11 protein-coding genes are annotated in these 11,014 nt (G+C 68.7%); 6 read left to right on the top strand and 5 right to left on the bottom strand.

Annotated features, from left to right (window positions below; all coding sequences use genetic code 11):
- Positions 1-359: 359 nt before the first annotated feature.
- Complete coding sequence (locus FCI23_RS51520; protein WP_136730855.1) at positions 360-1,730, bottom strand: MFS transporter; 1,371 nt, start codon at positions 1,728-1,730, stop codon at positions 360-362.
- Positions 1,731-1,861: 131 nt separating this feature from the next.
- Between FCI23_RS51520 and FCI23_RS64430 the strand changes: the two genes are divergently transcribed.
- On the top strand, positions 1,862-2,107 hold the full coding sequence (locus FCI23_RS64430) for an MbtH family NRPS accessory protein (RefSeq protein WP_136730854.1): 246 nt from the start codon (positions 1,862-1,864) through the stop codon (positions 2,105-2,107).
- Positions 2,108-2,272: 165 nt separating this feature from the next.
- Entirely contained in the window at positions 2,273-2,536 is a 264-nt protein-coding gene (locus tag FCI23_RS51505) for a hypothetical protein (RefSeq protein WP_136730853.1), read from the top strand.
- Positions 2,537-2,698: 162 nt separating this feature from the next.
- Here FCI23_RS51505 and FCI23_RS51500 read toward each other — a convergent pair whose 3' ends face one another.
- The gene (locus FCI23_RS51500; RefSeq protein WP_136730852.1) at positions 2,699-3,649 is read right to left on the bottom strand and encodes a zinc-binding dehydrogenase; all 951 of its coding nucleotides are present in this window, start codon (positions 3,647-3,649) and stop codon (positions 2,699-2,701) included.
- A gap of 209 nt (positions 3,650-3,858) precedes the next feature.
- Here FCI23_RS51500 and FCI23_RS51495 point away from each other — a divergent pair, with 209 nt between their 5' ends.
- From FCI23_RS51495 to FCI23_RS51480, 4 genes are all read left to right on the top strand, one after another.
- Entirely contained in the window at positions 3,859-4,413 is a 555-nt protein-coding gene (locus FCI23_RS51495; protein ID WP_246144862.1) for a TetR/AcrR family transcriptional regulator, read from the top strand.
- Between the two features lie 497 nt (positions 4,414-4,910).
- Positions 4,911-5,174: a hypothetical protein gene (locus tag FCI23_RS51490; RefSeq protein WP_136730851.1), complete on the top strand. Its 264-nt coding sequence runs from the start codon at positions 4,911-4,913 to the stop codon at positions 5,172-5,174.
- Between the two features lie 563 nt (positions 5,175-5,737).
- Positions 5,738-6,403 carry a helix-turn-helix transcriptional regulator gene (locus tag FCI23_RS51485; protein WP_265737849.1) on the top strand — a complete coding sequence of 222 codons (666 nt, stop codon included), beginning with the start codon at positions 5,738-5,740 and terminating at the stop codon, positions 6,401-6,403.
- A gap of 771 nt (positions 6,404-7,174) precedes the next feature.
- Complete coding sequence (locus tag FCI23_RS51480; RefSeq protein WP_136730849.1) at positions 7,175-7,834, top strand: helix-turn-helix transcriptional regulator; 660 nt, start codon at positions 7,175-7,177, stop codon at positions 7,832-7,834.
- Positions 7,835-7,853: 19 nt separating this feature from the next.
- On the opposite strand, the gene FCI23_RS51475 is transcribed toward FCI23_RS51480, so the two are convergent.
- From FCI23_RS51475 to FCI23_RS51465, 3 genes are all read right to left on the bottom strand, one after another.
- Positions 7,854-9,332 carry an MFS transporter gene (locus FCI23_RS51475; protein ID WP_246144861.1) on the bottom strand — a complete coding sequence of 493 codons (1,479 nt, stop codon included), beginning with the start codon at positions 9,330-9,332 and terminating at the stop codon, positions 7,854-7,856.
- A 266-nt stretch (positions 9,333-9,598) separates the two neighbouring features.
- On the bottom strand, positions 9,599-10,153 hold the full coding sequence (locus FCI23_RS51470) for a methyltransferase family protein (RefSeq protein WP_136730848.1): 555 nt from the start codon (positions 10,151-10,153) through the stop codon (positions 9,599-9,601).
- 64 nt (positions 10,154-10,217) lie between these two features.
- On the bottom strand, positions 10,218-10,898 hold the full coding sequence (locus FCI23_RS51465) for a phosphopantetheine-binding protein (protein ID WP_136730847.1): 681 nt from the start codon (positions 10,896-10,898) through the stop codon (positions 10,218-10,220).
- Positions 10,899-11,014: the final 116 nt, after the last annotated feature.

Genomic DNA, 11,014 nt, shown 5'->3' with positions numbered 1-11,014 from the left:
GGAAGGCCCGGCGCCGCAGCGCCCAGTCCCTCCCGGCGTGCGTCGTGCAACTGCTCAGCAGCCCGGCGGTCAGCAGGGTGGTCGTGATCAGCCCGGTGACCAGCACCAGGGTCGCGGCAGCGGCGAACGAGGCCAGCCCGGCCTGCTCGCTCTGGCCGAGTAGCAGAGCACCGGCCACGTGGCCGCACAGACGCAGGAGGACAGTGACGGCGAGCCGGGATCCACGACCAGGACCAGGTCGCACAGGCCGCGGGCCGCCACCCCCAGTTCGGCCAGGGTCGCGGAACCGTGGTCGAAGATCACGGCGAGCTTTGGTTGCATGGTTGTTCTCGTTTCCGGTCGAAGGGCCTGCACGGGGGTCAGGCAGCGGGTTCGATGCCGCCCTCGTACTCGGCGGGGTCACTGGCGGCGGCTGCCCGGCCGACCAGCGGCACGACGACGGCGTCGTCGACCTCGCGCATGTGCAGCAGCGGGGAGACGAGCACGCAGACCACCGAGGTCATCATGGCCGCGGCGGCGACGGCCATGGCCACCCGGATACCGAGGGCGTTGCCGAGGAACCCGCCGGCCGCGGTGCCGACGGCGACCACCCCGTAGGAGACGAACCGGTGGGTGGCGTTGACCCGCCCGAGGTAGTCCTTCGGGGTCGCCGTCTGGCGGATGCTGATGGACACCACCCGCGAAATGGCCGCGGTGCCCCCGGCGATGAACCAGCCGGCGATGAGGACCGGCACGCACAGCCACGAGTGCGCCGGAGCGAAGGGCAGCAGGAGGAAGCCGAGGGCCTCACCGAACAGCGTCCACAAGGTGGCCTGCCCCACCCCGACGCGACGGGTGAACGGCCCGCACACGGCGGCGCCCAGCAGTGAGCCCACCGCGCCTGCCGACATGACCAGGCCGATCATGCCCGCGCTCAGACCGAGCAGGCGCACGCAGAACAACGGGAACAGGACAGTGATCCAGTACGCGGTCAGGTTGCAGATCGCCGCCGTCCCCACCAGCGTCAGCAGTACCCGGCTGCGCCAGGTCAGCGCGAGTCCGGCGCGGACCTGCGCCAGGATGGAGCCCTGGTCCCCGGCAGTCTCGGGGACCGGTTCCACCGTGCGGATACGGCTGAGCGTCAGGGCCGAGAAGAGGAAGGAGACCGCGTCCATCAGCAGCGCCAGCGGCGCGCTCAGCAGTTGGATCAGCAGACCGCCCAGCCCGGGGCCGGCCACCTGCGCCGTCGACTCGCTCGCCTGCAGGCGGCTGTTGGCGACCAGCAGGTCGGGGCCCGCTACCAGGGAGGGAACGTAGGAGTAGTAGAAGATTTCGAAGACCACGTTGCCGGCGCCCACGAGAAAGGCAAGGACGAACAGCAGCGGGACGCCCAGGGTGCCGGTCACCGCCAGCGCGATGATCACCCCCAGGAACGCGGCCCGCGCCAGGTTCGCCACGATGAGTACCCGGCGCCGCCTGAGCCGGTCCCCCCACACCCCCACCACCAAGGCGAACAACACGTACGGCAGCCACGACGCCGTTCCCAGCAGGCCCACCTGGAGGGTGCTGGCGTGCAGGACATACACGGCTGTCAACGGCAGTGCGAGGGCGGTGACCTCGGTGCCCACCAGGGAGACGCTCTCGGCGGTCCACAGCCGGTTGAAGTCGGCGGGCAGGCCCGGGCGCCGCCTTCGGGGCGGTCCGCTCTCCAGGCTCCCCGGCTCCGTCCGGGGGGATGCCGTCGTGCCCATCGGGACTCCTCTTCAGTCGTTCGCGTCCGGGCCGGGAGCGGTGCCGGACGCGGCGGTCCGCCGATCCCCTGGATGGCGCGTACCCGTCCCGGGGGCGGTCACCGACCCGGCACGGCCGCGTCATCTCATGAATGACACTGCCATCGCGAAGCCCGCGCCCGCGTCAACACGGTGCTGCTCTTGGGGCGGTGACCTCGTCGGTGCCGACGGCCCGTGCTTGCATCGAGCGCAGCAGCCCCGCTCTGAAGCCCCGGCCTGAGCGGAGCCCCCTACCGTCGTGCGCGAAAGATGGACCCATGGCAGAGCAGACCGACGAGTCCTACTCCGTCGTCGTCAACCACGAGGAGCAGTACTCCCTTTGGCCCGTCCGACGGTAGCCTCGGCGGCGAGAATCTCGGCGAGCGGGGCAAACTCGCCGACGCGGCGTTCAGGAACACGGTGGGCACCACCATGAACACGGCCGTGTATGCCGAGGGTTCCGGTATCGAGTCGGACGTGCAGGCAGTGGTCAAGGACTCCAAGGACGCCGAAGGCGAGATCAAGTGAGAGCAGCAGCCGGCACCGTGACCCTCGCCGCGATCTGGAGCCCCCCGGATCATCCGTTTACGCGGATCGGGACCGTGGCCGCCGTAGTCGTCGCGATCGGGTGCCTTGTCGTGCTCTCGGGAGTGCTGACGACGGTCACCATCCTGCGTTCCGCCAAGCCGCCACGCCGCAAGGGTCTGCGTCCGGCTCTTACCGTCGGAGGAGTCATCGCGGCCGCAGGCGCGGTGATCGCCGCGCTCGGGGCGTGGCTCTACCGGTGACGCCCGCAGTCCCCGCTCCGGCGCTGCTCCGGCCCTGGTCGGGAAATCACCGTGGCCGTAAGGGAGTTGATGGCCGTCCGGGTCACGGCGGGGCGAGCGCCGTGACCCGGACTCGGGCGCGAACCCGGGGTTGACCGGAGTTCGTGATCAGGGAACCCGTGATCAGGGAACGACGACGATCTTCTTGCCGGGCGAGGACGCCTGCGCCTCCCACGCCTTGGTGGCGTCGTCCAGGGGGTAGGTGTCGGTCGGCAGCGCGAACGAGCCGGCCACGGCGAGCGCCGCGACGCGGTTGTACGCGGCGTAGGCGTCGGCCGGCTTCGCGGTGGTCCCGCTGAAGCCGATGAGCGACAGCTGCGCGCCGCGGAGCATCTCGACCCGAAACCCGCTCTCGTCGCCGGCCGCCGCGCCGATGTTCAGGTAGCGGCCGCCCGGCACCAGGCAGCCCAGCGCGGGCACCGCCCAGGGACCCCACAGCGGATCGACGACCAGGTCGACGGGACCGCCGAGGGCGGCCAGTTGCTCGCTCAGTGGCTCGTCGCCGAGGACCGCCACACTGTCCGCGCCGGCGACCTGGGCGAGGCGCTCGGGGTTCCGGCCGGCCGCGATGACGCGCTTGGCGCCGGCCAGCTTCGCCAGCTGGACGGCGGCCGCGCCGAGGGGACCGGTCGCGCCCAGCACCAGGACGCTCTCGCCCTCCTGGAGCGCGGCCTTGCGCAGCGACAGGTCCGCACCCGCGCCGACCGCGCCGATCGCCGCGGCCGCGACGCTGTCCAGCCCGTCCGGGACGGGGATGCAGGCCCCGCGGTCGGTCAGCAGCAGCTCGGCGAGCCCGCCGTTGACGCCCGGTACGAGACCGGCGGGCACCGTGGCGTGCACCCGAAGGCCCTGGTCCGGTCCGGTCGTTATCGTCCCGACCACCTCGAAGCCGGGCACGTACGGGACCTTCGGCGGGCCCGCGCGGTGGTGTCCCTCCGCGACGTGCAGGTCGATCGAGTTAAGAGCCGTCGCTTCGACCTTGACTACGACCTGCTTGTCGCCGGCCGGCGACGGGTCGGCGAGTTCGGTCGCATGCGGTGCGGCCCCGACCTCGTCAATGACTGCCGCTTTCATCGCTGCTGCTCCTTCTCGGAGGTGGCGCCGCGAGGGGCGTCACAGGCTTGGCTGCCGTTGTCGTATGCGAGCGGTTGGGTAGGAGATCCCGGGACCGTGAGCATGAGCCGGAGCGTAGCACGTGACCGACTGGTCGGTCACCGTATCGCCGGCCGGGCTCGGGCTCGGCCTCGGCCCCAGGTCGCCGGGCGGGCATACACTAGGAAGCTATGGCAGCAGGAGTGCAGATGCCCGGGGCGTTGCAGACACGTGAGGCGTTGCTCGACGCCGGCGCGGCGCTGGCGGAGCAGCACGGCCTGGCCGGCGTGAGCGTGAACATGGTGGTCGCGCACGCCGGGGTGGCCAAGGGCACCTTCTACGTCCACTTCAAGGACCGGGCGACGTTCGTCGACGCCATGCACGAGCGCTTCCACGCCCGGGTGCAGGTCGCCGTGGACAAGGCGGTCGCGGGGCTGGCGCCCGGCGCCGAGCGCATCTTCCGCAGCACCGAGGCGTATCTCGACATCTCGCTCGCGAACCGGGGCGTCAAGGCGCTGTCGCTGGAGGCCCGTTCGGACCCGACCGTGCAGGACTCGATGGCGGCCCGCCGCGAGCGGTTGGCCGCCGCGGGAGTGGCCGACCTGAAGGTGATGGGCTGGGAGGACGCCGAAGCCGCGGCGCAACTGCTCGCGGCGATGACCCGGGAGATCTCGGTGCTGGAATTCGATGCCGGGCGTCCACTGCCCGCGTCGCGCCGGGTGCTCAAACGGTTCCTCGGGATCTGAGGGCCGCAGACTCCGCGGGTCTCCCGGGTTCCCCAGGCCCCCCGAGGGGCCTTGCCACCGGTCCACCGCGGCTGTCCCGTCCACCTGCCGTACCCTCCCTGGCCCGCGGCGCGTTGCCGCTCCGCCGCGTTCTCCGCGCCCCTTTGCAGAACGGTACTTTAAACAGGTACGGCAGCTGTAGATAGCTCTGCCTGTGCTCATCGCAGCTGGTCAGCGGCGTGATGGGGGTAGGTGCGGCGTGAGGACGGCCGCCTTGATCATGATGTGGTGTGACGCAACATCAGAACGAGACGGCCGGTTCGGCCACGGAAGACGACGCAGGCCACGACAGGGCGTTCGGGGGCCGGCGACAAGGAACGTCGTGAGCTGGCCGGTGTTCTCGGCGAGCTGTGCTTCGCGAGCAAGCCGCAACTCGCGGCCCACATGCTCCGCGCCGCCGGTCAGCGGGGCATATCCGCATCGTTCTCCTGGGTGATGAGGTGTACGGAGGACGGGAGTTGCGTACCGCCTGCGGCGAGCTGGGCCTGGGCTACGTCGTGGAAGTGCGCTCCAATCATCAGGTCACCATCCCGGCCACGAAACTGAGGGTGACCCAGGCCGCCGCCTGGCTGCCGAAGCGGGCCTGGCAGCGGATGCGTACCGGCGCGGGGCAGAAGGGCGTACGCGACTACGACTGGGGGTCCACCTGGCGCCGCCGCCATCAACACCGCGCCCGCCTCTGCCACCGAAATTGGCACACGTACGCCGACACCACACCATGATCAGAAAGCTCAGCAGCAGCTATCTACAGCTGCCGTAACAGGGAAACGGAAAACGAACTTTCGGAATGGCTACGGTAAAGCGCGGGAAAGTAAATAGTCAACCAAAAGAAGTCCGCCGCGCCTTGTGATTGCCCCGTTGAATCTGCCGAAATTGGACAAAATCCCAATAACTCAGGATGGCGGCGCGTGTATGCGGGGTGTAGTGAGTGCTACGGACAGTGATTTCCATGTGCCCTCGCTTCCGCGGCCGTGATGCGGTAAAGGAACGTGTCGGTGCCCGAACCGGGCATCATCGGTCCGGATAACCGGTTGGTCGGGCCGCGGGTGGCGAGTCTGCCACTTGACCTGCACCGGCTCCGCACGTCGGCTCATTTTTTAACACATCTTTTACAGAAGAGGCCGCCGGGCGCTCGGCGGTGCGGCAGGAAAAACCCTAGACTCGCACGGCTGCCCGGAAATTCGTTTGCGGTGGCTGGTTTTTGGGATTCCGGTATGGGAGTCTAGACCAATAAATGGCCGGAGCCTTGGGGCGGGGAGACTAAATCGTGTCGGCGGCACAAGATATGCTTATTGAGACGAATACCTGCTCACCTGAGCAGGCGGACGAATACAGACTCTGCTCGCTGTTCGACAACTCGTCCGCGCGCATTGCGCACGTGGACCTCGACCTCCGGCTGATCGGGAGCAACGCCGGCTTCGCCGACGTCTTCGGGCTCTCGGTCGAGGAGCTCCCGGGCGTGGCCCTCGTCGACCTGGTGCACGCGCGCGCCAGGGACGCGCTGACCAGGCGGCTTCTCTCGCTGGCCCGCGGTGAGCGCAGCCGGATCAGTGACCTGATAGCCACGCTGACCAGGTCCGGCAGGACCAGCACCGAGCTGACCGGGATCGCGGTGACGAACGGCGCGGGCCGTATCGACTCGCTGGTCGTCCTGCTGGAGTTGGAGCCTGAACCCGCGGCCAGTGCCGCCGCGCCCTGTCCGGCTGATGTGCGAAAGCCGCTGACCAGGATGGAAGCGATGGTGCTGGAGGGCGTGGCGGCCGGCATGTCCACCGTGCAGCTCGCTTCGAAGCTGTTCCTGAGCCGGGGCGGAGTCGAATATCACGTCAGCGCGCTGATGAAAAACCTCGATGCGGCCAATCGATCAGAGCTGGTCTCCCGAGCCTATTCGGCCGGATTGTTCCGCATGGGCAGCTGGCCGCCGCTGGTCACCGAGGGATTCGTCGACTAGGGCCTGTCGCCCTGGCGCCTCACCACGTCAGGCTGGAACGCTGTCTCCCATGCTCGGCGAAGGGGCCGGTGGCCTGCCGGCCGCCTGCTTGCGGCAACGAAGAGCGGTGAGGGCGGGATGTCGTGGGCCGATCGCGGTCGACCTCGTTGCGGGGGTCACGGCTTCGGTCCGGGCGCGTACCGCAATGCACGGGTGGAGGGCGGGTGTTCGCGACCGGCGGCCGGCCGGAACGGGCTTCGCCCTCTTCGCGGGCATGCCGGATCACTGCTGGGGGATAACCATCCAGAGAGAATGCATCTGATCCATGAAGGTGTATGGGACCGGCATCCAGGCTGGCCGTGACGACCGGGAGCGTCGACAGCTTGCCGATCACAGCGCGTCGCATCGCACCCTCGGACGCCATGCATGCGGGCAGAGCGGGGGCACGAGAGTGCCCCGAGCCAGGCCACCGCTATGGACGAAGTCCAGGGCGCGGGCAGTGAGTTCGGTGACCCCGGCGCGGCCGAAACCGCCCGGCCGGCGGATACCCGTGCCCCGGTGGCACCCCGGATCGGGGCACCGTTCCAAAAACAGGAGCATTCGGGAGAACCCCGAACCATGTATCAGCAGTCCTTTCTGATGCGACATCTCGTGTGAGACCGATGCCGCGGCCTGGCTGACGAGGGAACCCATGGGAGGGCGACCTCACCACACCGCAGGAGGTCACGGGACAGCGTCACGGCACGACAGTCTTCGCGTCACCTTCGTTCATTGAGACAGCAGGGAGAATCAATGGCAGAGGTCTCCGGGGTCGGCAAGGGAAGCCAGCAGGAGGTTCTCAGGTCGATCTTCGAGCGGTCCGGCATGTGTATGGCCAAGTTGGACAACGCCTTCCGGTTGGTCGAGGTCAACGCGGACTTCTCGGGCCAGTTCGGCTGCCTGCCGGCGGAACTCGGCGGGCGCTGCTTCGTCGAGCTGCTGCACGCCGACGCCCGGACCCAGGTCAGCCGGCGGTTGACCCGCCTGCTGGCTGCGCCTGGATCCCGTTTCACCGAGCCGACCGTCTCCTTCCGCCGGAAGGACTCGACCGTCTTTAGCGGGGAGTTGACGGGGTTCACCGTCGGCGGCGACCGCAGCGACGCCGAATGCCTGATGGCCCTCATATGCCCCGAGGGCGGCAATAGGAAGGACCGGGCGGCCGCGACCCACCGCCTGGTACTGACCGACATCGAAGCGCGCATCCTGGAGGGCGTGGCCCTGGGCATGTCGACCGTGAACCTGGCCTCCATGCTCTACCTGAGCCGCGGCGGCATCGGCTACCACGTCGATACCCTCATGCGTAAGCTCAAGGTCAAGAACCGTCCCGCCCTGGTCTCGAAGGCGTACTCCATAGGTCTGATCCGTCCGGGCTGGCCGCCCCGCGTCTATCCGCCCCGCGTCTATCCCGAGTAGGCGTCTGCTCATCTCTTGGTCAGGTCAGTTGGGCCGCGATTGGGTCCTCGCTGGGGCGCGGTTCCTTGTTGGGGCGCAGCATCACGTAGGTGAAGACGATGCCCACCGCGACCAGGCTGGTCGCCACCCACAGGCCGACGTGGTAGCCGTCGAGGAACGATTGGGCCGGGGTCGACCCGGCCCGCAGTGCGGAGGTCTGCTTGGAACGCAGCACCGCGCCGATGATGGTGATGCCGAGCAGCCCGGCCACCTCGCGGGCGTCGTTGAGGATGGCCGAGGCGACTCCGGCCTGGGCCTCCGGGGTGTTGTGCATCACGGCGTTCGTCATGGGCACGTTCATGATGCCCATGCCGCCGCCGAGCACGATCAGGCAGGGCAGCATCGAGGCGAAGGTCGCGTGCTCGCCGTGCATGATGAGCATGATGAGTCCGACGGTCATCATCGCCATGCCGAGCGAGACCGTGCGGTGCGCGCCGATCCAGCTCTCCATCAGCGTGGAGAAGCCGGCGAACGCGGCCAGCGCGAACGCCATCGGGACGAACAGCAGGCCCGACTTCAACGGGGAGAAGCCGATGATGTTCTGCAGGTATATCGAGGTGAAGAAGTAGATGGCGAGGGCGCCGAACGCCCAGATCATCTGGGTGCTGATGCCGCCGGTGAACTGGCGGATGCGGAACAGGCGCAGGTTCACCATGGGTTCGGGGGTGCGCGCCTCGATTCCGAAGAAGGCCACGGTCGCAACCGCCGCGACGACGAAGGCCGTGATGATCCTCGCCGAGCTCCAGCCCGCGTCGCTGCCCTCGATCAGCGCGTAGGTGATGGCGAACAGCGCGAGCGCGGAGGTGATCAGGCCCCCGACGTCCAGGACCCGGTTGGCGGAGGGCGCCCTGGACTCGCGCACCGTCCGGGCGCTGATCGCGAGGGTCACCACGCCGACCGGGACGTTGATCAGGAAGATCCAGCCCCAGCGGATGTTCTGGGTGATCAGACCGCCGGTCACCGGCCCGAGGGCCAGGCCGAAGGCGGCGCTCACGGTCCACAGGCCGATCGCGCTGGTGCGCTCCTTGATGTCGGTGAACGTGGCCGTGATGATGGCCAAAGTGGCCGGCGTCAACAAGGCGGCGCCGATGCCCTGTACGGTCCTGCTCCCGATGAGCACGCTGCCGTTGCCCGCCAGGCCCGCCGAGAGCGAGGACAGCGTAAAGACGGTCAGGCCGATCATGTACAGGCGGCGGCGGCCGTAGGCGTCGGCGAGGCGGCCGCCGGCCAGCAGCAGGCCGGCCAGGGTGAGCAGGTAACTGCTCACGATCCACTCCAGGCCGGCTTCCGACAGGTGCAGGCTGCGCTGGATGGTGGGGATCGCGACGTTGATGACGTTCAGGTCCAGGTAGGTCATGAAGGTCGCCAGGCTGACTGCGAACAAGGACCACCAACGGAGCGGATCCGGGGCGTCCTTGGGCGCTTCCTCGTCTTGCACCTGGTCGCTTGTCGACTCCATGCTGGATGTCACAGGATTGTTCCCTTCCGCGTCGAGCCTCGCTCTCGCGCGGCTCCCGCGTTGATGTCCCTGGGGCGTGTGACGACTCACCTGCTCCACGAACTATACTATGTGACCGACCGGTCGGTCACGCCTGTTTCAGGGATCGGTCGGTTTGCCGGGGATCAGTGTCAGGGATCGGTGGCGGCTCAGTGCGCAGAACCCCACGGGCGTCTCCATGCCCGTGGGGTTCTGCGCACTGGCGCGCTGCCGGTGGTCCGGGCTTGTCAGATCGGCAGGAAGCGGCCGGTTCGCGCGATGTACTCGCGGTACTCGCCGCCGAACTCCGAGGCGGACAGCCGCTTCTCCTCCCGCATCGCGGTGGCGGTCAGCCGGCCTATCGCGTAGAGCAGCGGCAGCAGGGTGCCGAGGTGCGGGAACATCGCGAAGGCGCCGAGGAACCCGAGCAGGAACGACGAGTAGAAGGGGTGCCGGATCTTCGAGTACGCGCCGTACGTCACGATCGACGCCGGAGCGTCGTCCTCCTGGTGCCACAGGGCCAGGGGTACGCGGTGGGTGCCGAGCGTGAAGAACATCAGCGCGATCGAGGCGCCGGCGAGCACGGCGCCGATCGCGGTGAGCGTCGTCACCGCCTTGCCCATGCTGATCCACGAGTGCCAGTCGGCCAGACGCGCGGCGATCAGGAACGGCGGGACGACGAAGAAGGGTGCTCCGGTCAGCCACCACCCGAGGTTGAAGCTGCCGCCCTTGAAGAAGACCCGGGGCAGCACGCCGATGACCACGAAGTCGGCGAGCACCAGGACCATGACGGGAACGTTCACTGACTATCAGCCTCCGAGATCGGACGGGCACCGGCCACTGCGGCGGCCGGCATGGGTGGGGTGGTTATGCGGCGGATTCCTGGAGCAGCTCGACGAGTTCGCTGAGACTGTCGACCTCGCGGAGGCGGGCCTGGGTGAACACGGCGTCGAACTCCTCCTGGAGGTCGACGATCATCTCGACCATCATGAAGCTGTCCGCGGCCAGGTCCTTGATCAGGGTCTGCGGGGTGAGGTCGGTCTCGGGTACGCGCAGTACACCGGCGACCCGGCTGGCCACGGTCTCGAAGCTGATCGTGTTGGTGGGCATGGGCTCCCTCGCAAGACGGGCGGCGACTGTGAGCCAGCCGCCGAGGTGTCGGGCTGAAACGTGCTGGTACGCCGGGTCGTCGGCCCGGTAGTCGCGGAGCGTCCGGGTCGCGTTGGCCGGGTCGGCCTTGAACATGGCCTCCTTGACGGTCCACAGCCGCAGGAGGTCGTCGTGGGGCTCGTCGTCGTGCAGGTAGAACCGCGCCGTCGCCGGGCGGACCGGCTGGTCGTGCTCGAGGTCGACGCCGACGCCGGCGGCCGGGCCGGCGACGAGTACCGCGGCGACCCCCACCTGGTCGGTGTGCGTGACCGAGGCGCGCGGGTGCGGGAAGCGGTATCCCGCCGGGTCACCGGGCAGGCCGGCCACCGCGGCCGCGATCCGCAGCGCGTGACGGCCGGCACGGGGCCGGTTCACCGTGGCGACGAGTACCCGGATCACTGGTTGGCGAAGCGTTCTTCGAACTCGGCCATGGCTTTGCCGTAGATCTCGACGTCGGCTGCGGTGTAGCGGGCGAGGGTGTCCTCGATCTCCTGCTTGCCGTAGCGCTCTTCCAT

Source organism: Actinacidiphila oryziradicis, assembly GCF_005047355.1.
Lineage (GTDB): Bacteria > Actinomycetota > Actinomycetes > Streptomycetales > Streptomycetaceae > Actinacidiphila > Actinacidiphila oryziradicis.
Note: the sequence above shows the minus strand (reverse complement) of the source record. Positions and strands in the feature narration are given on the sequence as shown.

Excerpts from the sequence above, each read along its gene's own strand:
- FCI23_RS51520 (WP_136730855.1), bottom strand. The coding sequence starts at position 1,730 with ATGGGCACGACGGCATCCCCCCGGACGGAGCCGGGGAGCCTGGAGAGC.
- FCI23_RS64430 (WP_136730854.1), top strand. The coding sequence starts at position 1,862 with ATGACACTGCCATCGCGAAGCCCGCGCCCGCGTCAACACGGTGCTGCT.
- FCI23_RS51500 (WP_136730852.1), bottom strand. The coding sequence starts at position 3,649 with ATGAAAGCGGCAGTCATTGACGAGGTCGGGGCCGCACCGCATGCGACC.
- FCI23_RS51495 (WP_246144862.1), top strand. The coding sequence starts at position 3,859 with ATGGCAGCAGGAGTGCAGATGCCCGGGGCGTTGCAGACACGTGAGGCG.
- FCI23_RS51485 (WP_265737849.1), top strand. The coding sequence starts at position 5,738 with ATGCTTATTGAGACGAATACCTGCTCACCTGAGCAGGCGGACGAATAC.
- FCI23_RS51480 (WP_136730849.1), top strand. The coding sequence starts at position 7,175 with ATGGCAGAGGTCTCCGGGGTCGGCAAGGGAAGCCAGCAGGAGGTTCTC.
- FCI23_RS51475 (WP_246144861.1), bottom strand. The coding sequence starts at position 9,332 with ATGGAGTCGACAAGCGACCAGGTGCAAGACGAGGAAGCGCCCAAGGAC.